This is a genomic window from Candidatus Berkiella aquae, from assembly GCF_001431295.2.
GTDB classification, from domain to species: Bacteria; Pseudomonadota; Gammaproteobacteria; order Berkiellales; family Berkiellaceae; genus Berkiella; species Berkiella aquae.
In genome coordinates this window covers 3158209-3181300 of sequence record NZ_LKAJ02000001.1, presented here as the reverse complement: position 1 = coordinate 3181300, position 23092 = coordinate 3158209, and the positions used below count along the sequence as shown (strand labels likewise).

Annotated in this window: 24 protein-coding genes; 10 read left to right on the top strand and 14 right to left on the bottom strand. The window is 42.0% G+C overall.

What is annotated here, in order from left to right:
* Positions 1 to 8: 8 nt before the first annotated feature.
* The 7 genes from HT99x_RS14030 to HT99x_RS14000 all read left to right on the top strand — a co-directional run bounded on the left by HT99x_RS14030 (position 9) and on the right by HT99x_RS14000 (position 5606).
* Positions 9 to 683 carry a carbonic anhydrase gene (locus HT99x_RS14030; RefSeq protein ID WP_075065305.1) on the top strand — a complete coding sequence of 225 codons (675 nt, stop codon included), beginning with the start codon at positions 9 to 11 and terminating at the stop codon, positions 681 to 683.
* On the top strand, positions 680 to 1480 hold the full coding sequence (locus HT99x_RS14025; RefSeq protein ID WP_075065306.1) for a TSUP family transporter: 801 nt from the start codon (positions 680 to 682) through the stop codon (positions 1478 to 1480). The genes HT99x_RS14030 and HT99x_RS14025 overlap by 4 nt, the downstream gene beginning before the upstream one ends.
* A 21-nt stretch (positions 1481 to 1501) precedes the next feature.
* Positions 1502 to 2302: a prolipoprotein diacylglyceryl transferase gene (lgt, locus tag HT99x_RS14020; protein ID WP_075065307.1), complete on the top strand. Its 801-nt coding sequence runs from the start codon at positions 1502 to 1504 to the stop codon at positions 2300 to 2302.
* A 9-nt stretch (positions 2303 to 2311) separates the two neighbouring features.
* Complete coding sequence (locus tag HT99x_RS14015) at positions 2312 to 3106, top strand: thymidylate synthase (protein WP_075065308.1); 795 nt, start codon at positions 2312 to 2314, stop codon at positions 3104 to 3106.
* Between the two features lie 11 nt (positions 3107 to 3117).
* On the top strand, positions 3118 to 3606 hold the full coding sequence (locus tag HT99x_RS14010; RefSeq protein WP_200957089.1) for a dihydrofolate reductase: 489 nt from the start codon (positions 3118 to 3120) through the stop codon (positions 3604 to 3606).
* 2 nt (positions 3607 to 3608) lie between these two features.
* Positions 3609 to 4856 carry a hypothetical protein gene (locus HT99x_RS14005; RefSeq protein WP_075065310.1) on the top strand — a complete coding sequence of 416 codons (1248 nt, stop codon included), beginning with the start codon at positions 3609 to 3611 and terminating at the stop codon, positions 4854 to 4856.
* A 159-nt stretch (positions 4857 to 5015) separates the two neighbouring features.
* Positions 5016 to 5606 carry a DUF374 domain-containing protein gene (locus HT99x_RS14000; protein ID WP_075065311.1) on the top strand — a complete coding sequence of 197 codons (591 nt, stop codon included), beginning with the start codon at positions 5016 to 5018 and terminating at the stop codon, positions 5604 to 5606.
* Here the strand turns inward: HT99x_RS14000 and HT99x_RS13995 are convergent.
* The 11 genes from HT99x_RS13995 to dsbD form a co-directional block, all read right to left on the bottom strand.
* On the bottom strand, positions 5603 to 6550 hold the full coding sequence (locus HT99x_RS13995; RefSeq protein WP_075065312.1) for an EamA family transporter: 948 nt from the start codon (positions 6548 to 6550) through the stop codon (positions 5603 to 5605). The genes HT99x_RS14000 and HT99x_RS13995 overlap by 4 nt on opposite strands.
* A gap of 96 nt (positions 6551 to 6646) precedes the next feature.
* Positions 6647 to 7471, bottom strand: a complete 825-nt coding sequence (gene mutM / locus HT99x_RS13990) for a bifunctional DNA-formamidopyrimidine glycosylase/DNA-(apurinic or apyrimidinic site) lyase (protein ID WP_075065313.1) — start codon at positions 7469 to 7471, stop codon at positions 6647 to 6649.
* A gap of 93 nt (positions 7472 to 7564) precedes the next feature.
* A complete protein-coding gene (gene purD / locus HT99x_RS13985) occupies positions 7565 to 8863 on the bottom strand; it encodes a phosphoribosylamine--glycine ligase (protein WP_075065314.1) in 1299 nt (432 codons plus the stop codon).
* 183 nt (positions 8864 to 9046) lie between these two features.
* Positions 9047 to 10621 carry a bifunctional phosphoribosylaminoimidazolecarboxamide formyltransferase/IMP cyclohydrolase gene (gene purH, locus HT99x_RS13980; protein WP_075065315.1) on the bottom strand — a complete coding sequence of 525 codons (1575 nt, stop codon included), beginning with the start codon at positions 10619 to 10621 and terminating at the stop codon, positions 9047 to 9049.
* Between the two features lie 19 nt (positions 10622 to 10640).
* Positions 10641 to 10877 carry a helix-turn-helix domain-containing protein gene (locus HT99x_RS13975; protein ID WP_075065316.1) on the bottom strand — a complete coding sequence of 79 codons (237 nt, stop codon included), beginning with the start codon at positions 10875 to 10877 and terminating at the stop codon, positions 10641 to 10643.
* Positions 10878 to 10879: 2 nt separating this feature from the next.
* Positions 10880 to 11890, bottom strand: a complete 1011-nt coding sequence (gene dusB / locus HT99x_RS13970; protein WP_075065317.1) for a tRNA dihydrouridine synthase DusB — start codon at positions 11888 to 11890, stop codon at positions 10880 to 10882.
* A 123-nt stretch (positions 11891 to 12013) separates the two neighbouring features.
* A complete protein-coding gene (gene prmA / locus HT99x_RS13965; RefSeq protein ID WP_075065318.1) occupies positions 12014 to 12898 on the bottom strand; it encodes a 50S ribosomal protein L11 methyltransferase in 885 nt (294 codons plus the stop codon).
* On the bottom strand, positions 12898 to 14244 hold the full coding sequence (gene accC, locus HT99x_RS13960) for an acetyl-CoA carboxylase biotin carboxylase subunit (RefSeq protein WP_075065319.1): 1347 nt from the start codon (positions 14242 to 14244) through the stop codon (positions 12898 to 12900). The genes prmA and accC overlap by 1 nt, the downstream gene beginning before the upstream one ends.
* Before the next feature lie 8 nt (positions 14245 to 14252).
* A complete protein-coding gene (accB, locus tag HT99x_RS13955) occupies positions 14253 to 14720 on the bottom strand; it encodes an acetyl-CoA carboxylase biotin carboxyl carrier protein (protein ID WP_075065320.1) in 468 nt (155 codons plus the stop codon).
* A gap of 30 nt (positions 14721 to 14750) precedes the next feature.
* The gene (gene aroQ, locus HT99x_RS13950) at positions 14751 to 15173 is read right to left on the bottom strand and encodes a type II 3-dehydroquinate dehydratase (RefSeq protein ID WP_075065321.1); all 423 of its coding nucleotides are present in this window, start codon (positions 15171 to 15173) and stop codon (positions 14751 to 14753) included.
* A gap of 245 nt (positions 15174 to 15418) precedes the next feature.
* Positions 15419 to 17260 (bottom strand): protein-disulfide reductase DsbD, encoded by a 1842-nt coding sequence (gene dsbD, locus HT99x_RS13945; RefSeq protein ID WP_075065322.1) that lies wholly within the window; start codon positions 17258 to 17260, stop codon positions 15419 to 15421.
* A 42-nt stretch (positions 17261 to 17302) separates the two neighbouring features.
* Here dsbD and cutA point away from each other — a divergent pair, with 42 nt between their 5' ends.
* Positions 17303 to 17644 (top strand): divalent cation tolerance protein CutA, encoded by a 342-nt coding sequence (gene cutA / locus HT99x_RS13940; protein WP_075065323.1) that lies wholly within the window; start codon positions 17303 to 17305, stop codon positions 17642 to 17644.
* On the opposite strand, the gene HT99x_RS13935 is transcribed toward cutA, so the two are convergent.
* A complete protein-coding gene (locus HT99x_RS13935; protein ID WP_075065324.1) occupies positions 17628 to 19229 on the bottom strand; it encodes a diguanylate cyclase in 1602 nt (533 codons plus the stop codon). The two genes, cutA and HT99x_RS13935, sit on opposite strands and share 17 nt — an antisense overlap.
* A 245-nt stretch (positions 19230 to 19474) precedes the next feature.
* On the opposite strand from HT99x_RS13935, the gene HT99x_RS13930 reads away from it, so the two are divergent.
* Positions 19475 to 19765, top strand: coding sequence for a co-chaperone GroES (locus HT99x_RS13930; RefSeq protein ID WP_075065521.1), 291 nt, complete (start codon positions 19475 to 19477; stop codon positions 19763 to 19765).
* A gap of 29 nt (positions 19766 to 19794) precedes the next feature.
* The gene (groL, locus tag HT99x_RS13925) at positions 19795 to 21453 is read left to right on the top strand and encodes a chaperonin GroEL (RefSeq protein WP_075065325.1); all 1659 of its coding nucleotides are present in this window, start codon (positions 19795 to 19797) and stop codon (positions 21451 to 21453) included.
* Between the two features lie 52 nt (positions 21454 to 21505).
* Here groL and HT99x_RS13920 read toward each other — a convergent pair whose 3' ends face one another.
* A complete protein-coding gene (locus HT99x_RS13920; protein ID WP_075065326.1) occupies positions 21506 to 22120 on the bottom strand; it encodes a hypothetical protein in 615 nt (204 codons plus the stop codon).
* A 94-nt stretch (positions 22121 to 22214) separates the two neighbouring features.
* Entirely contained in the window at positions 22215 to 22853 is a 639-nt protein-coding gene (coq7, locus tag HT99x_RS13915) for a 2-polyprenyl-3-methyl-6-methoxy-1,4-benzoquinone monooxygenase (RefSeq protein ID WP_075065327.1), read from the bottom strand.
* Between the last annotated feature and the right edge of the window lie 239 nt (positions 22854 to 23092).

Sequence of the window (23092 nt, the reverse complement as noted above, 5' to 3'; positions counted from 1 at the left end):
GGCAAGTCATGAAAAAACTCGTTAAAGGTTTGGTAGAATTTCGCAAAAATGTGCGACCCCATTATCTTGAGACCTTTGCTAAATTAGCGTTGGGTCAATCACCCGATACACTCTTTATTGCCTGTTCTGATAGTCGTGTTGTTCCTAATCTCTTTGCATCAACGGATCCTGGCGATCTATTTGTCGTACGAAATGTTGGCAATATCGTGCCGCCATGCCATCGCACCGGATTATCTGCAGGCGATAAATCAGAAGCCGCTGCAATTGAATTTGCGGTGCATGAGTTGAAGGTGAGCAACCTGATTGTCTGTGGTCATTCCGAGTGTGGTGCCATGCGAGCATTACTCGATAAAACAATCGTTGAACAAATGCCAAACTTGGGTGAGTGGTTAATGGATGGTGAAATTATTATGGAAAGATTGCAGCATGACCATGATTGTCCGCCACAGTTAGCAAAACATAATCGTCTTTCACAACTCAATGTGTTACAACAAATTGAAAATCTAAAAACCTATCCACTGGTAAAACAAAAATTACAAGAAGGTAGTTTAAAGTTACATGGATGGTGGTTTGAACTAAGTCAAGCAGAAGTTTATGCCTATGAAGAAGAAGAAGGTAAATTTATTTTAATCGATGAAGTTGAAGCAGAAAAAATTTTACAACGCATTGAAAATTCAAAATGAGTTTACTTTTTTTAGGTTACATTTTGACCGGTCTTTGTGCTGGGTTACTTTCTGGACTACTTGGATTGGGTGGCGGCATTGTGATTGTGCCTGCTTTAATTGCGCTTTTTTCAATGCAATCTTTTCCTCATGAGCATCTGATGCATATTGCAACAGGGACTTCTTTAGCAACGATTTTGATTACCTCTTTTATGACTACCTGGGTGCAAAGTAAACGTAAAGCCGTACAATGGAGTGTATTAAAGTGGCTGATCCCTGGCACGGTATTGGGTGCTTTATGTGGTACCGTTATTGGTAATTATTTGCCTGGCCATTTACTCAAAACAACATTTGCCTTTTTTTGTTTATTGCTCGGTGGGAAAATGCTGTTAGGGCGTGCGCAGTTGATAGCAAAGCCCGAGCGCAAGCTGCCCCTTGCACTCGCTGTTTTATTTGCATGGTTGATTGGTACTTGTGCAGGCTTATTAGGAATTGGTGGTGGTGTTTTAGTGATTCCTTTTTTGTTGTGGTATGGCCTTGAGATGCCGGCCGTTAGTGCAACCTCTGCTGCTTCAACGTTACCAACCGCTACTTCAGGTGCGCTAACTGCCATGGTGGTTGGCTGGCATATATCTGGTTTGCCCTCAGGGTCGCTAGGCTATGTCTATTGGCCTGCCGCCTTGTGTATTGGACTAGCGAGCCTCATTGCTGCACCAATGGGGGTTTTATTAGTGCATCGGTTACCGGTATTGCTGGTGAAACGTATTTTTGGTGGTATTCTGTTAATCGTTGCTTGGACAATGATGCCTTCGTTTTAATGCCCTGGTAGACTAAAACTTATGATCGAATATCCCAATATAAATCCAGTTGCCTTACATATCACTGATGCCTTCCAGATCCGCTGGTACGGCATTATGTATTTAGTCGGTTTTGTCGCCTGTTGGCTTGCCGCTAGAATTCGTACCAAGTCTTTGCCTGGGTGGGAATCCCCAGAAAGATTAAATGATTTGCTATTTTATACCGCAATGGGCGTGGTGCTTGGGGGGCGTATTGGCTATATGCTTTTCTACGCAATGCCAGATTGGTTAGAGGATCCTTTGCAGCTATTTAAAATCTGGCAAGGGGGCATGTCATTTCATGGTGGCTTGTTAGGCGTCATCATTTCTACCGCCTTATTTGCTAGGCACCAACAATACCCGTTCTGGGTCATTGGAGACATTATTGCGCCTACCGTGCCATTGGCTATCGCAACCGGTCGACTGGGTAATTTTATTAATGGTGAATTGTGGGGCAAAGTAACCGATGTGCCTTGGGCGATGGTTTTTCCACAAGCCGGCTTTTTACCTCGTCATCCTTTTCCTTTGTATGCCATTGCCTTAGAAGGCGGATTATTATTTATGCTGGTATGGTTATATTCCAGCAAGCAACGCCATGTGGGCGCTGTTTCAGGGATCTTTTTACTGGGTTATGGTGTCATTCGGATTTTTGAAGAATTCTTTCGCCAACCGGATCCGCAATATGGTTATTTTGCCTTTGGCTGGCTAACAATGGGGCAAATATTATGTTTGCCAATGATTTTATTTGGGCTGTATTTATTACTTAAGCCTCGTCAGCAACCCTATGAATTTTGCAAAGTGTAAGGGGTTTTCATGCAACAGTATTTAACGCTATTAAATTGGGTGTTAGAAAAAGGGACGCCAAAAGATGATCGTACTGGTACAGGTACCTTAAGCTACTTTGGTTATCAAATGCGTTTTGATTTAAATGCCGGTTTCCCTTTAGTGACAACTAAAAAATGTCACTTAAGATCGATTATTCATGAATTATTGTGGTTTATTAAAGGTGATACCAATATCCGCTATTTAAATGATAACGGGGTCACGATTTGGGATGAATGGGCTGATCAAGACGGAAATTTAGGGCCCGTTTATGGTAAACAATGGCGCTCTTGGCCAACGCATCGCGGTGATACGGTTGATCAGCTTGCTAAACTGATTGATGATATTCGTAGCAATCCAGATTCACGTCGTTTGATTGTTAGCGCTTGGAATGTCGCCGAATTACCAGAAATGGCATTAGCACCTTGTCATTGCTTTTTTCAATTTTATGTTGCAAATGGTCGCTTATCTTGTCAACTCTATCAGCGAAGTGCTGATATCTTTTTGGGTGTTCCCTTTAATATTGCTTCCTATGCCTTATTAACCATGATGATTGCCCAAGTGACAGGATTAAAATTAGGCGAGTTTGTTCATACTTTAGGTGATGCGCATTTATATTCTAATCATATTGAGCAGACAAAAACGCAATTAGCAAGAACGCCTTATGCTTTACCTAAGATGTTGTTAAATCCGGATGTAAAAAATATCGAAGATTTTCGTTTTGAAGACTTTGTTTTATCCGATTACGAGTGTCATCCTGCAATCAAAGCGCCGATTGCCGTATAGAGAATAGTATTGTGAAAAAAATTAGCTTCGTCGTTGCAATGGCTGAAAATAAGGTGATTGGTCACAATAATCAATTACTGTGGCATTTACCCAATGATTTAAAGCATTTTAAAGAACTGACGATAGGCAAACCTATCATTATGGGGCGCAAAACCTACGAATCCATTGGAAAACCGTTACCAGAACGACAAAACATTATTCTCACTCAACAGGCTTTAACATTGCCAGGTTGTGATGTGGTGCATTCTGTCGAGGAAGCCTTAGCAAAAGCCGGGACAGCAGAAGAGGTGATGGTCATTGGTGGTGGCGAAATTTATCGTTTATTTTTTCCGCAAGCTCACACCCTTTATATCACCCTGGTTCATACCACTTTAAATGGCGAAACCACGTTTGTTGAGTTTGATCAAGATGCATGGGAAGAAACAGCCCATGAAGAATATTTTCAAGATGCAAAACATGCTTATGATTATAGTTTTATAACGATGGAACGTCGGGGGTAGCAATGCTATTGATTCAAGCATTAGAATTTTTAATTCATCGTGTCGAAGAAAGGATTCGTAAACACCTAGAAGAATTAAGTATTGCGGTGCCTGAATCTGCCGAAAAAGCACTAGCCCTACAATTGAAATTACAAAGCGCACAGGTGGCACAGCCGAGTTTTGATCCCAGAATGGTGCAAGGTATCCAACAATTACAAATTGCAGAGCCTTCATTAGACGAGCTGAAATTGCATTTTGGTGTGACTTGGAAAGAATTAATGGGTAAAACCCGCGATGAATTTGAGGTGATGCTTAAAAATGCACTCAAAGAAAAATCCATCACTATCAATAAGCTTTTAATTTTGACAAGGTTTAAACGTCAATTAAAGGCATTAAGTGAGGGAGCATATTCGGAGTTATCACGGCGAGAAAAACTTTGGTATGAGGTTGCTGTAGAGGCGCCTAAAGGGGACGTTCCCGTAGAAGAACTTAAGCCGGATGTTCCCGTAGAAAAACCCAAACCTGTTTTTGACTTTATCGTTGATGAAAATATGATTGCAAATTTAGCGGTGAGTGCAAAAGAAGCGCAAGAACTAGCCAAAATTGCGACCGAAGCAGGTACCTTTGAAGTCACTATCCCGTTGATCTCTAAAAAAATGTCCATGCATTATGCGGGGCCTGGTCGAACAGAAGTCACTGTGAAGGCCTGTGAAGAGGCAATGAAACGTTTATTCGAATTTTGTGTCAGCCAGGATAAACTTCGCCAAAAGGCGCCACATGATCCTGCCGCAATGGTCGATGTGTTTCCTTGCACATTAAAAGATAGCCATGTCTTAACAGGGCTCAATCAAATTTTGTGCGAAGAATTAATTGAGCGCTTATATCTTGAAGAAGAAGTGAAAGCCTATCAGCATTTTTCAATGCCCTTACCAAGCCGTTTAAAAGGCTATAATGAACAATCAAGTGAGCAATCGCGCAAATTGATTTGTGAAAAACTTCGTCAATTTGATGACAAAACAGCAAAACTTCCGGAAAGTAATAAAACATATTGGCTAAATTTATTTGGTGAAATCCATGATTTAGATAGCCGTTTGGAGCCCTATAAATCCTTTATGCCACAGATGTTACTCAAGATTACGCCTTTATCGAGTGCCAGCGGCAGTAGTGGGCAAAGAGAGATCAGCCGGCGTCTTCATGATTTAGTCGAAGTGAAAGCGCGAGCACAGGCGATCGACGCTTCGCAAGAGCATCGTTCGACGTGTCGTTTTTAGATTAAGCTTTAAAAGTGGGTCAGAACCACGTATAATTTTATCTTGTGTAAGTTGATTTTCTTTCTTTAAAAAATGTCAGTTATAACGCCAACATTTATCGGAAATTTTGCCCATTGCGCGAGCCAGCTCTTGCTGAAATCGCTTCGCGTCCAGGTTTGTATGCATCCGAATGTCGACCCAACACGACAATATGTGTATGGCTTCTGGCATGGCAAGCAATTTGCCCCCATTATGTTTTTGCCCAAATGGGGCCCTGCAAAACATGTGGGATTAGTAAGTGCTTCACGTGATGGTGAAATGCTTTCCGTTTGGTTACAACAATTGGGATATCATGTGGTGCGAGGTTCATCAAGCCGCAAAGCCATTAGTAGCCTTGTGAAGTTAATCAATGCAGCTAAAGAAGGTTATTCCATGGGCATTGCTGCGGATGGCCCTAGAGGTCCTGCCTTAAAAGCAAAAGCCGGTATTTCATTTCTGGCTCATAAAGCGAATTTACAAGTCGTTCCTATTGGTGTAGCTTATTCAAAACCATGGCAATTCAAATCATGGGATAAATATCAACTACCCTTACCGTTTACCAAAGCGGTACTCTATTTCGATGCGCCAATCAGTGTGAGTGAAGTGTCAGAAAGCGTCAATGAACAAATGGCAAAAGCGATTGATGTTGCTGAATTAACCGCTTTTGAATTATTGAAAGGCACTTCCAAACAACCTGTGGTCGATTGCAAACCTTATATCGCGACGACTTAATTCCCTATCGAACTTTGATCGACTGTAATCGGTGCTTTGACGCGCATACGCCAGCCTGCACCAACGATAATCGACGCAAGCACAAGCAACATTCCTACAGAATCATACCAATGCAGATTTTCACCTAAAAACAAAATAGCAAATAGGGTGGTTGCAACCGGCATTACGCCACCAAAAATAGCTGCTGTACTGGCAGGAATGAAACTAAGCCCCCAGGCCCACGCCCAAAAGAAGATAAGGCTGCTCATCGCGGCAACACCAATCAACGCAAATTCAAATGAGCTATAAATAGAAAAGTCCATAGCGCCTGCCATGAGTGCACAAGGTAAGAGTGTGACAAAGCCAACCACATTCGCAATGAAGGCCCCACCTAATGGCGTGACCCGATTGGCTAATTTACGACTAATAATCGAATACCATGCCTCAGGAAACATCGCGATAAAAATGAGGAAGTCTCCAAAATAGGTGTGATTAACAGAAGTAGCTTCAAAATGATCGACATTGATAACCAGAATACCCAGCATGGCTAAAGCTAATGCAATTATTTTAGCCGAATTTAAACGTTCCTTAAGTAACCAGACTGAAAATAAAGCAATTAAGGCAGGTAAAGTGCTACCAATAATACCGGCAGCTGTTGCCGTCGTATGCTGTAATCCCCACACAAAAAATATATTAAATAAGAAAGCAGCAAAAACGCCCAATAAGATGGCTAATGTCCAGTCATTGGTTGTTAATTTACCTTGGGGATGACGGGGATCCATAATAGACGTGCCAGTTAAACGTAAGACTAGCCATAATACGAGTGTGCTGAGCCCAAAGCGACTGGCTAATAACATGAACATCGGCATGCTAGAAAGAAGAAATTTTGAGGTGACAACATTAAGACTGATGCCAACTTGAGCAAAAGTAAGAGCAAAATAGCCAGACGTGAGCGCGCGGCGCATGATTAACACTCGCTGAAAGTAAAATTGGGGGAACGGCTAAAATGTTAACAGAAAAAAGTTTACTTGAGTAATCTTTTTCCGATAAAAGGAGAGTTTTTAGGGATATTTTTGACAGGTAGGGCAAAAATAGGTTGCTCGTTGTCCTAGTTGAATATGTTCGATCGGGGTTTTGCATTGTACACAAGGTAATCCTTGGCGATCATAAACGGTCAGTTGTTGACTAAAATAGCCTGGCTTACCATCGCTTTGGACAAAGTCTTTTAATGTGGTACCGCCCTTTTTAATCGCTGCCCGTAAGACTTGGCGGATAGTTTCACACAGCACTTTGGCTTGCGTTTTATTCAGAAGCTTTGCGCTCATTAAAGGGTGGATCTTGGCAAGAAACAAACTTTCACTGGCGTAAATATTACCCACACCGACAACGATTTTCCCGTCCATAATCAATTGTTTGATGGAGGTTTGTCGTTTGTGAGCTTTGCTTAATAAATAATCGGCATGAAAGGCTTTGCTAAGGGGTTCGGGTCCCAAATGATTTAATACCGCTAAAGAATCTAAGTCGTGACCTGCCCATAAAATAGCACCAAAACGCCGAGGATCGTTATAACGCAAGATTAAATCATCCGTTAAATGACAATCGAAATGATCATGTTTTTTCACCGGCGTCTTTGCATCAACCAAACAAAGCGTGCCAGACATGCCCAAATGAATCACCAATGTTCCTGCAGACGTTTCAATTAAAATATATTTGGCTCTACGGCTTACATTGAGAATAGTTTGTGTCGGTAATAACCTTTGCAACGTTAACGCAGGGATCGGCCAACGCAATTGTTTATGTCTGACAACAACGTGTTTAACCGTATTATCGACAAGATGAGGGCGGATCCCTCTGACTGTGGTCTCTACTTCAGGTAACTCAGGCATATTCTTTCCCGTTTACTTTTATGCGTGCTTGTCCGCTGTAGCCCCAACTGCATTAGCGCTACTTGCCGCGGCTTGTCCGCGGCATCCATCCATTTAATTATCTTCACGCTCCGCTTTTACCGCACGGTGCCCAATATCGTTGCGATAAAATGCGCCATCCCAGCCTACTTTTTTCACCAGACGATAGGCCTTTTCTTGTGCATCTCGATAATTATCACCCAGTGCCGTTACGCACAAAACGCGTCCACCGTTGGTGACGATGTTACCATCTTGAAGCTGAGTTCCTGCATGAAAAATTTTATAGGCATCGTTGGCAGGAATGTCATTTAAGGTAGGGATCACGTCGCCTTTATGATAATGATCAGGATAACCATTGGCTGCAATCACAACGCCTAAGGCTGGGCGTGGATCCCAGGCAGGAACGAATTGTGAGAGCGTGCCTTCAAGGGTGCTTAAACACATTTGCGCAAAATCCGCCTGCAAGCGCAAAAGTACAGGTTGAGTTTCTGGATCGCCAAAACGACAGTTATATTCAAGTACCCGAATATCATCGTGAGGGGTAATCATTAAACCCGCATATAAGAAACCAACAAAAGGATGTCCTTCTTCGGCCATTCCTTTTAAAGTGGGTTCGATCACCTCGCTCATGATTTGCTGATGTAAACTATGCGTGACAATAGGTGCTGGTGAATAAGCGCCCATCCCACCGGTATTAGGGCCTTTATCATCATCATCGCGCGTTTTATGATCTTGAGAGGTTGCGAGCGGGATGCAATGTTTACCATCACTTAAGACAATAAAGCTAACTTCTTCACCTTCAATAAATTCTTCAATCACGACCTGGGAGCCTGCATCACCAAAATGATATTCACTGAGCATGGCATCAATCGCGCGAGTCGCTTCTCCGAGATTTTGCGCAATCACAACGCCTTTGCCTGCTGCCAAACCATCTGCTTTAATCACTTGAGGAAATTGGCAGGTTGCCAAATAAGCATGCGCATCAGCGGCATCGGTAAACGTTTTTGCTTTTGCCGTCGGAATATGATGGCGCTGCATAAATTCTTTGGCAAAAGCTTTAGAGCCTTCTAGCTGGGCACAAGCTTGACTTGGCCCTAGGCACAATAAATTACGTTCTTTAAAGTAGTCGACAATACCTGCAACTAACGGTAATTCAGGACCGACTACCGTAAAATGGATGTGTTGATTCTTTACAAAATCGGTCAGTGCTGCAAAATCGAGCGTATCGATAGCAACATTTTCAACTTTAGGTTCGCGGTGAGTGCCGGCATTACCGGGTGCAACAAAAACTTTTTGTACCTCGGGTGATTGCGCAAGTTTCCAAGCTAAGGCGTGTTCTCTGCCACCATTACCAATTACGAGTATTTTATTCATTTATTCTTTCCTAAAACTCACCCAAATATATCTAATGCACTTTGTTCTTTGCGATGGGGGTTATCAGGGGGAGAATCGTCATTCTCCCCCTGATTGCAAGCGCAGAGTTCCCCTGCGCGTAGCATTTAAACAAGATACCGCTCGCTAGGAATTTTGAAATATCTCATTTTCAAATTCGAGCGGTTAATGTCGGAAATGTCGCTTACCGGTGAATAGCATAACCATGCCAAGTTTATCGGCCATCGCAATCACTTCAGGATCTTTCTTTGAACCGCCGGGTTGAATAACCGCGCGAATACCGTATTCGTAAGCTTTTTCAATATTATCCGTAAACGGGAAGAATGCATCCGAAGCCATTACCGCATTTTCCAGAGCAAGCTTTTGTTCTCTGGCTCTAATCGCCGCAATTTCTGTACTCATAATGCGTGACATTTGCCCTGCACCAATACCAAGGGTTTGTGCATTTTTGGCAAATACAATCGCATTGGATTTAACAAATCTAACCACTTGCCAACTAAAGATTAAATCTTGCAGTTGTTCTGGAGAGGGTTTTTGTATGGTAACCACTTCATAAGGGAGTGGACTATCAAGCGCATCTGCTGTTTGCACGAGTAAACCGCCATTGACGCTATGAATATCCCATTGAATTGCTTGCGAAGGTGTCTCAGTTGCTTGGAAAGAAAGCACACGACAATCGGGTTTTTGCTTAGCAACTTCTAGTGCTTTTTCAGTAAACGAAGGCGCAATTAACACCTCAACAAATTGTTTGCTGAAAATGTGCGCCAGCAATTGCTCATCAACTTCACGATTAAAGGCGATAATACCACCGAACGCAGATTGCGGATCGCAGATATAAGCTTGATCATAAGCGTGTCGCGTATTGTCACTTTTAGCGACTCCACAAGGATTGGCATGTTTGACAATAACACAAGCAGGTTTATCAAAGGTTTTGACGCATTCCAATGCGGTATTCGCATCAGCAATATTATTAAAAGACAATGCTTTGCCTTGGTGTACGTTCGCTCTGCTAATGCTATCTTTAGGAGCATCAATCGATTGATAAAAAGCAGCTGATTGATGCGGGTTTTCACCGTAACGGAGCGTTTCTTTGAGTTTATATGGCAAAATAAAAGTAGATCCAAAAGCAGGAACGGTGCTTTGGTTCAATTGTTTGCTAAAATAATCTGCAATATGGGCATCATAAGCGGCGGTGTGAGCAAACGCTTTTGCAGCAAAGCGAAAACGTTCTTTGGCACTGACAGCACCTTCATTGGCTTTTAAATTCTCAATAAATTCATCATAGTCGTTAGGGTCGACTAATACGGTGCACCATTCATGATTCTTTGCCGCACCGCGCACGAGGGTGGGACCGCCAATATCAATATTTTCGATAGCATCACTGAGGTTGACATTGTCTTTTTGAATCACTTTTTCAAACGGATATAAATTGACTACCACTAAATCGATATCAGGAATACCATGCGTTATCATGGTATCGGCATCAATATCACGTCGTCCTAAAATGCCACCATGAATTTTGGGGTGTAATGTTTTAACGCGTCCATCCATCATTTCTGGAAAACCAGTGTAATCACCAATCGCCGTAACAGGAATGCCATGTTGTTTTAAAAGAGCGGCGGTATTCCCTGTAGAGATTAACTCAACGCCTCGTAAATGGAGTGCTTCAGCTAATTCAATAATATGCGTCTTATCATAGACGGTTAGTAAAGCGCGCTGAATAATTGTCGATTCGTGCATGTCTTTTTTACCTCTTAATTTATTCTAAGCCATATTCAGCCAAGCGTTTGCGCAATGTTCCCCTGGCAAGGCCTAACCATTCTGCTGCTTTACTTTGATTCCCCCCGGCATACTGCAATACGGTTTTAAACAAACCAAGTTCTACTTCTTTGATGACTAAGTCATAGAGTTGTTTTGCAGGTTGACCATCGAGGGTGCAAAAATATTCTTCCATGATTCGCGCAACAATTTCGCGCAAAGGGTTATTGTTTTGCATATTCAAGATCCCATCAAGCTTTGAAAGAATGTTTCAGCAGCCGTTAATTGTTCTTCTGCTGTTTCTAATTGATTGAAAGTATGGCGGAAAGTTGAACCATTGCGCTGGCCTTTGCTGTACCATGAAACGTGTTTACGTGCCACTAATACGCCACGCTTTTCTCCGTAGAATGCATATAAATTTTTCATATGATTTGTCATCAGCTCATGAACAACGGTAATGGTGGGTGCTTCTAGCATTTCATTGTGATTTAAATAGTGAATTATTTCGTTGAAAATCCAAGGACGACCTTGAGCCGCACGGCCTATCATTAAGCCATCAACACCGGTTTTTTCTAATACCCATTTGGCCTTTTCAGGCGTATTGATATCCCCATTGGCAAAAACAGGAATATTGATAGATTGTTTAATCGCTGCAATCGTTTCGTATTCTGCTTCTCCTTGAAACATGCAAGAGCGCGTGCGACCGTGAACGGCCAATGCTTGAATGCCACAATCTTGTGCCATTTTAGCGACGGTGACGCCGTTGCGGCTATGACTATCCCAACCGGTGCGAATTTTTAAAGTCACCGGAATATTGACGGCTTTGACAACCGCATCGAGAATTTTTGCAACAAGCGGTTCATCTTTGAGAAGTGCAGAACCGGATAGGGTATTACAGACTTTTTTGGCAGGGCAGCCCATATTAATATCAATAATTTCTGCACCATGTGCTTCATTATAGCGTGCAGCTTCAGCCATCATATTGGGATCGGCGCCAACGATTTGTACCGAGCAAGGGCGTGTTTCACCTTCATGGTTTGCTCGGCGCTTGGTTTTTTCGCTGCCATGTAATAATGAATTGGCTCCCACCATTTCTGAGACAGCAAGTCCTGCACCTAAATTCTTACATAACTGACGAAAAGGCCTATCTGTCACCCCTGCCATCGGCGCTAAGATAATAGGGTGTGCAATCTGGTGAGGACCAATATTGACAGGAGAAAGTTTCTTAACTTCCTTTGAAGATGATGACATGGGTGCGCTACTCTTTTGCTTGGGAGCGTCGAATTATACCCATTACTTTTCAAGATGCGAAGCTTCATTGAAGATTAAGCGAATAAATGAAGATAGACTGATTATTCTTAGGATAAAAGCTCGTTATGCGATTCTTTTACCAACCAATAAAGCCCATTCTTCGATGCTTTTAACAGGCTCAAAATCGAACCATTCACGATAAACAGCGAGAACGGCCTCAGATTGGTTTGTTAACAAACCTGAAAGCACAATATGTCCTCCCATGTTCGTTAATAGGCGCAACCGCGGGGCAAGCTCAATTAAAGGCTCAGCTAAAATATTCGCTAAAACGGTTTGTGCTGTTTGTCCTTGAAAAGCTTCTGGAGTAAATACCGCGATTTGGGCGTCAGATAAGCCATTTCGGATAGCATTATCCCGTGTGCTGATAAGCGCTTGTGGATCATAATCAATGGCATCAACCTGATGAGCACCAAGCAGTAATGCACCAATCCCTAATATCCCTGAACCGCAACCATAATCGATAACACGCTGATTGAGTGGGCGATGGTTGCTTAACCATTCAAGGCATAAAGCGGTTGTCGGATGAGTGCCTGTTCCAAACGCAAGACCCGGATCCAGTTTGAGTACAATCGCTTCTTTTTCCAGTAAAGCACAATCAGGATGTTCATGCGGTGCAACCCAAAAACCTTGGCCAAACGGCATGGGTTTAAAGTGTTCAAGCCACACCCTTGTCCATTCTTGATCAGGTAATGTTGTGACTTGTAATGAAAGATCTGGCAAAAAAGCAAATATGGTTTTGCGCAGATGATTTAGATCCGCTTCCTTATCAAACAACCCAACAATTTTAACTTTGTTCCACAAAGGGGTTGTGCCGGGTTTGGGTTCTAATAAGGGCTCATTAGCCCCATCAAAATAAGAAACCGCTAGCGCACCTAGATTTTCTAATAATTCACTACAAGATGAAGTGGCCTTTTCTTCAACCTCAAAAGAAATTTCTACAAAGGACACTAGGTTAAATCCTTCATTTTGTTTTCAAGGTAGTGAATGGTTGTGCCACCATCCATGAAATGGGTATCACGCATCAGTTCTTGATGTAGTGGAATATTGGTTTTAATGCCATCAACCACAATCTCGCTTAGCGCATTGCGCATGCGACGGATAGCCTCATGTCGGTCATTACCATAAGTGATGAGTTTAGCAATCAAAGAATCATAGTTAGGGGGTACCGAATAAGAGCTATAAATATGAGAATCGATACGCACACCAGGACCGCCAGGCGCATGATACCAGGTGATCTTTCCCGGACAGGGAATAAAGGTTTTAGGATCTTCCGCATTAATTCGGCATTCAATGGCATGGCCTTGCAGGCGAACATCAGATTGTTTGAGAGAAAGTTTCTCGCCCGAAGCAATTTTCAATTGCTCTTTCACAATATCAACGCCTGTAATCATTTCTGTGATAGGATGTTCGACTTGAACGCGAGTATTCATTTCAATGAAATAAAATTCACCATCTTGGAATAAGAATTCGAAGGTACCGGCACCGCGGTAACCGATTCTTAAACAGGCATCAACGCATCGCTTACCAATTTGTTCACGTTGTTCTGGTGTAATAAAAGGCGCAGGTGCTTCTTCTAACACTTTTTGATGGCGACGTTGCATCGAACAATCCCTTTCACCTAAGTGAATGGCATTGCCTTGGCCATCGGCCAACACTTGAATTTCAATGTGTCTGGGTCTTTCCAAGTATTTTTCCATGTAAACGCTACTATTACCAAAAGCATTCGCGGCTTCGGTTTGCGTTAATGAAATGGCACTGAGTAAAGCGGCTTCACTTTGTACTACTCGCATACCTCGACCACCGCCACCACCGGCGGCTTTAATAATCACGGGGTAGCCAATTTCGCGAGCAATTTGTAAATTACGTTTATCATCGTCATCCAGTGGTCCATCTGAGCCAGGCACACAAGGAACGCCCGCTTCTTTCATGGCTTTAATCGCAGAGACTTTATTGCCCATTAATCGAATGGTGTCAGGCTTTGGACCAATAAAAATAAAACCACTTTGTTCAACGCGTTCTGCAAAATCTGCATTTTCAGCTAAAAATCCATAACCTGGATGAATGGCAACAGAATCTGTTATTTCTGCAGCACTGATAATGGCAGGAATATTGAGGTAACTTTCAGGAGAAGGCGCAGGGCCTATACAAATTGCTTCATCAGATAAACGTACCGGAAGCAGATCTCTATCAACCGTTGAGTAGAGTGTAACTGTTTTAATCCCTAATTCATGGCAAGCGCGCAAAATGCGCAAAGCAATTTCTCCACGATTAGCAATAACAACCTTATCTAACATGGGATCTCTTATTTAATCACAAATAGGGGTTGACCAAATTCTACGGGTTGACCATTTTCAATTAAAATGGCAACGATAGTACCCGAGATATCAGCTTCAATTTGGTTAAGCATTTTCATTGCTTCAACAATACATAATGTATCGCCTGCTTTCACGGTCGAGCCAATTTCTACAAAGGGAGGTTGGGTTGGAGAAGGCGCTCGATACATAGTGCCGACCATTGGAGAGGTCATGACATGGCCTTCAGGTAAAGCAGGTTTATTATCTTGTGCTGGCGGCGCTGTTGGCGCAGGTGCAGCCGCTTGCACAGCAGGAGCCATAGGCGCTGCTGGAGATTGGGCAACAACATATTGCGGTGCTGCGCTTTCCATCTTTCGGCTGATGCGAACGGATTCTTCTCCTTCGCGGATTTCAATTTCATTGACGCCAGATTCTTCTAGGAGTTCAATGAGTTTTTTAATTTTACGAATATCCATAAGGTCACTCTTCTATAGTGGCAACAAAATCTAGGACTGTGAAGCAAGCGCAGCATCAATAGCGGCTAGATAACCAAAATGTCCAAGACCGCTGACAACACCTGTTGCGATATCGCTGAGATAGCTTATATGTCGAAAACTTTCTCTAGCATATATATTGGACAGATGTACTTCATAAAAGGGAATTTTGACAGCGATAAGGGCATCTCGAATAGCGATACTAGTGTGTGTTAACGCACCGGGATTAATAATCAGATAGTCGGCTTTGCATGTTTGGATCTTGTCGATAATTTCATGTTCTGCATTCGATTGAAAACATTCAGTAGGATTTTTCTTGGCATGTTTGATAATAAGCTTATTAATTTCATCTAGCGATAACTTACCATAGTGCTCAGGCTCTCTATTGCCGAGCATGTTTAAGTTTGGTCCATGAATAACTAATAACTTAGCCATATACATTGCCTAAATAATAATTCGAGATATTGTGGCTTAATATCGATCTATTGTCTATGGGAATATGCACGATCGCGAAAGATAGGAGCAGATGTCGACAAGATAATGAAAGATCTATGCAAGATAAGGGTGTTTACGAAGTGGAGCCAAAAAGCGTAAAGAGAATTCTTTTTTGAGAGTGGTAGTTTGCGCAAGATCGAAGAAAATGGCAACAGTTAGCCACCATTTTCTTCATTTTAATGACATTATTCGTCTGATTCCTGTTTGACCTGATCGAGGTGGGCTAGAAACTGCTTAGGAGTGACTTCGCCAATAATTCGATAATTTGTTAGTTCTTTGCCATTTTTGTCGAAGAATAATATGGCGGGTGGGCCTATTAATGCAAACTTTTGTAGCAAAATTTGATTCGTTTCGCTATAAGGCGAGACATCGGCCCTAATAAGAGCTAGCTGACTCATTGATTTTTGCACTGTCGCATCAGTGAACACTTTATTTTCAAGATGCTTACAAGCCGTACACCATTCCGCGGAAAAAACCAGCATAAGAGGCTGTTGTTGTTTTTTGGCGGCTTCCAAAATGGGCGTCAGTGCTTGTTCTGAGTCAATGGTTGCGAACAGTGATGGTTTTTCATTATTTTTATCTCCCCAAAAACCAGTGGTAAGTGGTTTGATGGGATCGGTTTCTCCATGCCAAGCTCCCCAAAAGAGGATAAATGCATAAATCACGAGTCCAAAACCAACCCGCCCAGAAAAACCGGCTTGTTTACGAAAACTTCCCATACACCAAGCAGCGAAAATAAGAACGCCACCCCAAAGGGCTAAAGTGATTGAGCTTGGGAGAATACGACTGAGTAACCAAATAGCGATACCAAACATCATAATGGCAAAGATTTGATTAACAGCGTGCATCCAGGGACCTCTTTTAGGAAGTAATTTTCCTTCAAGGGTTCCTACAACTAATAATAAGGTGCCCATGCCTAGGCCCATTGCAAATAAGGCACCACCACCCAATGCGATATTACCACTTTGTGAGATGTAACTGAGCGCACCAATTAAAGGAGCACTCACACAAGGTGAAGCAATAAGCGTTGCTAAAATTCCCATGATGCCTGCACCAAGATAAGAACCACCCACTTGGCGATGATGAAGTTTGGTTAGCATATCTTGAATGCGTTGTGGAAAGCGCACGCGAGCCACGCCCATTTGAACGAGCCCTAAATAGATAAATAAGCTGGCGAATAAGAAAACGGCAAGCGGCTTTTGAAATAGTGCTTGTAAATTCTTACCTAAGGTTGCTGCAACAATACCTGCTATCGCATAGGTGAAGGACATACTGAGCACATAAACCAGTGATAATCGAAAAGCTTTACGTGTGTTCAAATGACTTTCGCCAACAATGACCCCAAACAAAATGGGAATCATGGGTAAAACACAAGGAGTGAAAGTCAATAAAATCCCGAGAAAGTAAAAGCTGGCAATGACTGAGAATGTGCCCTTATTCTCAAGCGATGTTAAACTTTTTGACGTCGGTGTTTTTTCAATCGCTGGCGCATCGGAAAGGGTAGGTGCATCAGCAAGCTGGGTTAATCCTTGTATTTGTTTGTTAGCAATGGTGACGTCATACCACTTGGTCACTGGAGGATAGCAAAATCCTGATTCAGCACATCCTTGATACTGGACTTGTAATTTAAGATTCGTTGCTGCTGTCTGTAGGGTATAGCCTTCAAGTGAAACCGGGATAGTTAGGTGATTCTTATAAATAGACTCGGGCCCAAAATAGGGATCTTCTACTTGCTCGGCAGGGGGTAAGATTGCTTTGGTCATTAAGGATAATTTGGTGAGATCTTTTTGAATTAAAGAAATATGTAAACGCTCTTGGTAAAGATAACATCCAGAAGCAATTTGCCATTGAAATTTAATAACACTTTCCTCAAAAGAGGTACTTAGCATAAAAGCTTGCTCACTAGACAATACCTTTGAAAAAGGTAAAGGGGAGTTTGATTGATTAATCTGAGCTTGAATGCTTGGTCCACAAACCAATAGCATGAGCACGATAATGATAAAGTTGTACTTTCTCTTATCCAGCATTATTCTTCACCTATCGATTTCACGTTAACCTATGAGGCAATCATGGAAACTGCCTATTATCTCGTTTTATGTACATGCCCTAATCAGGCAACTGCCCTTCAAATAGCAGAAGAATTATTAGGTGCAGGACTTGTAGCATGTATTAATATCATACCTAATCTTACCTCAATTTATTCCTGGGAAGGAAAATTAATCCAGAGTGAAGAGTCATTATTGTATTTAAAAACGAGAAAAGATAAGCTTGCTGACTTAGAACAGGCTATTTTGACGATTCATCCTTACAAAGTTCCTGAGTTTATTGCGACAGCTATCACTTATTGCAATGAGAATTTCACTTATTGGATGGATGGTGTATTAGGTGGCGCACTTAGGGAAGAAGAGTAGATTTGCCGTCTAAAACGATGCAGTTACGTCCTTTGGCTTTGGCTTCATAAAGGGCTTTATCAGCGGCTTGTACAAATTCATCAACAGAATGGATCTGATTGTTAAATTTAGCAAGCCCTGCGCTAAATGTAGCGGAGAATTCAATTAGAGGATCGCTGCTTCGATGTAATAATTTAGAAAATCCGCGACGAATTTCATCTAGTTTTGCGTAAAAAGTTTCAGGTTCGGTTTGAGGTAGAATAATCGCGAATTCTTCCCCACCATAGCGCCCAATACTGTCAGAACGACGCAATCGTTGTTTGAGTAAACGAGCCAGTCCTTTAATGACTCGATCTCCGACAGGATGTCCATGGCTATCATTTATTAATTTAAAATGATCAATGTCTATCATGGCAAAGCTTAAGGGCGTTTTGTTGCGTTTTGCTCTGGCAATTTCTAATTCTAGCTGTTCTAAAATTCGAGTGTGATTCAGTGTTTCAGTTAAGCTATCCATGATCATTTCTGCACGTAAGGTGCGAGAACGTGCAGCGCGTGCTGCTATAGCATCAATCATATATTGAGGTACGATGGGCTTGGTTAAAAAGTCATCACCACCCCCTCGGATAGCCGTAAGCTGCATGCCAACGTCCTCTTCAGCGGACAGATAAACAATCGGGATGCCGACGAACATATCTTGCTGACGAATCACCTTGGCTAAATCAACACCAGAACACTGCGGCATGTAAAGATCAAGTAAAATAAGATCGGGCTGAAACTCAATGAGAACATCATTAATTTTGAGCGGATCAAGCAATATTTCAGTGATCATCCCCGCCTTTTCTAAATGTTTGCGAATTACTTTGGCTTGTGTTCGTGAATCTTCCACAATCAGAATTCGATAAGGGCTTCTTTCACTCGTTGGTGTTGTTATTTGATCAATTTTTTCAATTAAATTAGTAAATTCTAAAGGACTCACTAAATAGCCACGCCCACCCGCTTGTACAGCAAATAAGCGGCTCGCGACATCATGATGGTGCGAGATAAAAATGATAGGAACTTTTTCAGATAATTCTTTAAGCGTTTGTAGATCTTCTTTTTTACAATATTCAGTATCTAAAATGATGGCACTGTAAATGGTAGATGAGGCATCTACTTTTTGAATGATTTCATGTAGTGAATGGCAAGCAAGAGAAGGATAACCAAAATAAATGACCTGATGAATAATTTCTTCGGTTAATTGTTTATCTTGTAAGCCTATAAGAAGAAACGGTTTGCTTTGCGCGATATCATGCGTTGTTAACATAGGATCCATGACATGAATGGCAATGACTTCTTCTAGTTTTTGGATATAAATATGACAATCATTGATGATCTCGCCAGGGATGTTTTCTAATCCGATATTTTCGATATAGGGGCTTAGTAAATGATGGATTTTGTTCATCAAAGCTAAAATAGGGGGTTCTGGCAGCGATTTGCAGGCTTGTTCTAAATCGTTAAGGGCGCTTTGCCAAGTATTAGCCAAGGGATCTTCAAGGCAGTTTCTTAGCTTTATAACTGCCTTTAGTAACTCTTTCGTGTCTTGGGCTTGTAAAATGGAATTATTCATCGCCCCTCTCAGCAAGTGCCTCATCCAAAAAGGCTGAAATTTTGAAATATTTTTTCAAAATTGGGTTGAATCTATACACGCCTACCCCCACCTATAAGTATAGGCGCTTTTGGCTATTGACTCTGGCGCTGGCTGGCTTATGATTAGCACTCGTTAAGAGGGAGTGCTAATCCCTGTTAGATTAGACAGTTAAATTAGAAATTGATTATTAACCTGAGGAGATTGCAGGAATGCGTGGTAGCAATATCAAAGTAACGCCGCTCGGAGATCGCGTATTAGTTAAGCAAGAAGATGAGCCACAAAAAACCGAAGGCGGAATTTTTCTTCCTGAAACCGCAAAAGAAGCTCCCCAATGGGGCACGGTTGTTCGTATCGGACCCGGTAAATTGTTAGAAAACGGGGAAGTACGCCGTTTAACTGTCAAAGAAGGCGACAAAGTTATTTTCGGAAAGTATTCCGGTACAAAAGTTAAAATGGGTCAAGATGAACTTCTTTTCATGCGTGAAGAAGACATTATGGCGATTGTTGAAGACTAATTTTATTTAATTCTGGTAGGGAATTTATTATGGCAGCAAAACAATTTTTATATGATGTTGATGCACGCAAAGCAAGCCTTGATGGCGTTGAAAAGTTAGCTCGTGCAGTACGTGTCACGTTAGGTCCTAAAGGCCGTAACGTGGTAATTCAAAAATCTTTTGGTGCACCTTTAATCACCAAAGATGGCGCAACCGTTGCTAAAAACGTTGAGCTTTCCAATCCGCTTGAAAATATTGCTGCGGAATTGGTTAAAGATGTTGCTTCTAAAACCGCGGATGACGCAGGTGATGGTACAACTACTGCCACCGTTCTGACACATGCTATTTTTGCTGAAGGCATTAAAGCATTGGCAGCAGGCATCAATCCTATGGACTTAAAACGTGGTATTGATAAAGCCGTTAAAGTTGCTGTTGAAGAACTCAAAAAATTATCGGTTCCTTGTGCTGATACCAAAGCGATTGCACAAGTGGGTACGATTTCTGCTAATTCCGATGAAACCATCGGTAATATTATTGCAGAAGCAATGAGCAAAGTAGGTAAAGAAGGCGTTATTACTGTTGAAGATGGTAATGGCTTAGAAGATCAATTAGATGTTGTTGAAGGGATGCAATTTGACCGCGGTTATTTGTCCCCTTACTTTATCAACAATCAACAAAACATGACCTGTGAATTAGAAAATCCATTTATCTTATTAGTAGATAAAAAGATTTCAACAATTCGTGATATGTTGCCTGTGCTTGAAAGTGTTGCTAAATCTGGCCGCCAATTATTAATCGTAGCTGAAGACGTTGAAGGCGAAGCATTAGCAACATTAGTTGTTAATACAATTCGTGGCGTTGTGAAAGTTTGTGCTGTTAAAGCACCAGGCTTTGGCGATCGTCGTAAAGCAATGTTACAAGATATTGCAATCTTAACCAGCGCGAATGTCATTTCTGAAGAAATTGGCTTAACGTTAGAAAAATGCACAATCAATGATTTAGGTACTGCTAAACGTGTTGTGATCAGCAAAGAAAACACCACGATTATTGATGGCTCAGGTTCAAGCACTGACATCAAAGCACGTGTTGATTCTATTCGTAAACAAATCGACGAAACCAGCTCTGATTATGATCGTGAAAAACTTCAAGAACGTGTTGCTAAGCTTTCCGGCGGTGTTGCTGTGATCAAAGTAGGCGCTGCAACTGAAGTTGAAATGAAAGAGAAAAAAGCGCGTGTTGAAGATGCGTTACATGCAACTCGTGCGGCTGTAGAAGAAGGCGTTGTTCCTGGTGGTGGCGTTGCATTAGTTCGCATCATTACTGCGGTTAAGAATGTAAAAGCAGATAATCGTGATCAAGACTTAGGTGTAAGCATTATTACGCGTGCACTTGAAGCTCCTTTACGTCAGATCGTTTCTAACGCAGGTGGCGAACCTTCTGTTGTATTGAACAAAGTTCTGGAACAAAAAGGTAACTATGGTTACAACGCTGCAACCAGCGAATATGGCGATATGATTCAAATGGGTATTTTGGATCCAACCAAAGTAACCCGTAGCGCATTGCAAAATGCGGCATCGGTTGCCGGTTTAATGATCACCACAGACTGCATGATTGCTGATATCCCTAAAGAAGAGCGTTCTGATGCTGCTTCTGACATGGGTGGTATGGGCGGAATGGGCGGAATGGGTGGTATGGGCGGAATGATGTAATCCACCATCAAAATCTAAGCCTTATAAAAAACCCCGCAATTGCGGGGTTTTTTTATTGGTTGCCAGGTTGTGGCGTGCTAATACCTTTGATTGGAATATCATATTGCTGGCGATAGTCAGTGATTTGCCAGTCTTGAATATCTTCTGGATAGCAAGGAATTTTATTAGGATCTCCATCTGGATATTGGAAGTAAACGCTAGAATTACCACATTCTTTGCCTTTAATATCTTTACTATAGGGGCAAGGACAAGTACAAATGGCAGGATTTTCTGTATAGCTTTTAGATTCTGAGCGCGAACCACTTTGTGATTGGGTGTTGTGTGATTCTTGGCTTGAGCCGCTTTGATTGCCACCAATAATTGACCAATAGGAATTATTAGGGACACCAAAAGTAAACATCCCTGCGGAGCCGCCGATTTGTGTTTCTTCTTTGCTGATATTTTGTGTCGCTGATTGTGCGCTTTGACTGCTGGATTCAGAGCGGGTCACAGGGCTTTCCTGACGCATGACGTAGTCACTTGGACAAGCGCCATTTTCATAATCTTTTAATGCGCCTTTGATAATCTCTTGTCGAACTTCATCGTTTGTCATAGCACGAATGGCATAGCAATCTAAGCCAAAAAGGCATAGCAGAATGAAGGACATCGTTCGATAGACTGATAACATAATATTACCCTGAAGCCCATGAAGGGGTATGTTACATTCATATCGAAAAAATATTGAAAAACTAAACGGAATGAATCTCTAGGACTGATTTTTCCTACAGCTTGGCAGCAATGGTCGTCATCATTTTTGCCATCATCCGCATCATTGTTTTGATAGGTAAGGGTAATTCGATGCCACCATGATGCATTGCTGTCGCTGCATGTGCTGCTTCATCTGCTTGCATTTTTTCGACAATCGCTCGACTTTTTGTATCATGCGGTGGGAGTTTTTCAAGATGGGATGCTAAATGAGCAAAGACTTGGTTCTCTGTTTCTGCAAGAAAGCCTAAGCTAAAACGATTACTGAAAAGCCCTGCACAGGTGCCAATAAAAAGTGATCCGGTAAACCAGAGGGGATTCAGGTAACTGGTGTGACTGCCAAGCTCATTAAGCCGCGTTTCGCACCAATGTAAGTGATCAACTTCTTCACTCGCTGCGGTTGCAAAAAGGGTTTTAAGGTTAGCATTATTGGTTGCAAACTCTTGTCCTAAGTAAAGCGCTTGCGCACACACTTCGCCTGTATGATTGACTCGCATTAAACTGGCACTCAATTTGAGTTCATCGAGCGATAAGGAAGGCTCTGCTAATATTGCAGCAGGATTAGGGCGAGAGCCTTTCGCTGGTGTTTGGTGAATAGTGCGTATACACTGGAGTACACCATTTAAGAAGGTATCAGACAAGGAATACTGGCGCATGATGTTTGTTTAATTAAGATATAATAATCTTGATTATACCCATTACACTTCAAGATGCGAGCCTAACTTGAAGTGTAACCTTGCGCGATGGGGGTTATCAGGGGGAGAATCGCGATTTTCCTCCTGATTGCAAACGCAGAATCATTCTGCGCGCAGCATTCAAATAAGAAATACCGCTCGCTAGAAATTTTGAAATCTCGCATCTTCAAGTACGAGCGGTATATATCGATTATGAGTCA

What these genes read in the sequence shown, in the direction of transcription:
- aroQ (WP_075065321.1), bottom strand. Translation starts at nt 15,173, where the DNA reads ATGGCTAAGTTATTAGTTATTCATGGACCAAACTTAAACATGCTCGGC.
- HT99x_RS14015 (WP_075065308.1), top strand. Translation starts at nt 2,312, where the DNA reads ATGCAACAGTATTTAACGCTATTAAATTGGGTGTTAGAAAAAGGGACG.
- groL (WP_075065325.1), top strand. Translation starts at nt 19,795, where the DNA reads ATGGCAGCAAAACAATTTTTATATGATGTTGATGCACGCAAAGCAAGC.
- HT99x_RS13975 (WP_075065316.1), bottom strand. Translation starts at nt 10,877, where the DNA reads ATGCAAAACAATAACCCTTTGCGCGAAATTGTTGCGCGAATCATGGAA.
- HT99x_RS14025 (WP_075065306.1), top strand. Translation starts at nt 680, where the DNA reads ATGAGTTTACTTTTTTTAGGTTACATTTTGACCGGTCTTTGTGCTGGG.
- accC (WP_075065319.1), bottom strand. Translation starts at nt 14,244, where the DNA reads ATGTTAGATAAGGTTGTTATTGCTAATCGTGGAGAAATTGCTTTGCGC.
- lgt (WP_075065307.1), top strand. Translation starts at nt 1,502, where the DNA reads ATGATCGAATATCCCAATATAAATCCAGTTGCCTTACATATCACTGAT.
- accB (WP_075065320.1), bottom strand. Translation starts at nt 14,720, where the DNA reads ATGGATATTCGTAAAATTAAAAAACTCATTGAACTCCTAGAAGAATCT.
- HT99x_RS13920 (WP_075065326.1), bottom strand. Translation starts at nt 22,120, where the DNA reads ATGTTATCAGTCTATCGAACGATGTCCTTCATTCTGCTATGCCTTTTT.
- HT99x_RS14000 (WP_075065311.1), top strand. Translation starts at nt 5,016, where the DNA reads ATGCATCCGAATGTCGACCCAACACGACAATATGTGTATGGCTTCTGG.
- dsbD (WP_075065322.1), bottom strand. Translation starts at nt 17,260, where the DNA reads ATGCTGGATAAGAGAAAGTACAACTTTATCATTATCGTGCTCATGCTA.
- dusB (WP_075065317.1), bottom strand. Translation starts at nt 11,890, where the DNA reads ATGTCATCATCTTCAAAGGAAGTTAAGAAACTTTCTCCTGTCAATATT.
- HT99x_RS14005 (WP_075065310.1), top strand. Translation starts at nt 3,609, where the DNA reads ATGCTATTGATTCAAGCATTAGAATTTTTAATTCATCGTGTCGAAGAA.
- HT99x_RS13935 (WP_075065324.1), bottom strand. Translation starts at nt 19,229, where the DNA reads ATGAATAATTCCATTTTACAAGCCCAAGACACGAAAGAGTTACTAAAG.
- purH (WP_075065315.1), bottom strand. Translation starts at nt 10,621, where the DNA reads ATGCACGAATCGACAATTATTCAGCGCGCTTTACTAACCGTCTATGAT.
- purD (WP_075065314.1), bottom strand. Translation starts at nt 8,863, where the DNA reads ATGAATAAAATACTCGTAATTGGTAATGGTGGCAGAGAACACGCCTTA.
- HT99x_RS13995 (WP_075065312.1), bottom strand. Translation starts at nt 6,550, where the DNA reads ATGCGCCGCGCGCTCACGTCTGGCTATTTTGCTCTTACTTTTGCTCAA.
- HT99x_RS14030 (WP_075065305.1), top strand. Translation starts at nt 9, where the DNA reads ATGAAAAAACTCGTTAAAGGTTTGGTAGAATTTCGCAAAAATGTGCGA.
- cutA (WP_075065323.1), top strand. Translation starts at nt 17,303, where the DNA reads ATGGAAACTGCCTATTATCTCGTTTTATGTACATGCCCTAATCAGGCA.
- coq7 (WP_075065327.1), bottom strand. Translation starts at nt 22,853, where the DNA reads ATGCGCCAGTATTCCTTGTCTGATACCTTCTTAAATGGTGTACTCCAG.
- mutM (WP_075065313.1), bottom strand. Translation starts at nt 7,471, where the DNA reads ATGCCTGAGTTACCTGAAGTAGAGACCACAGTCAGAGGGATCCGCCCT.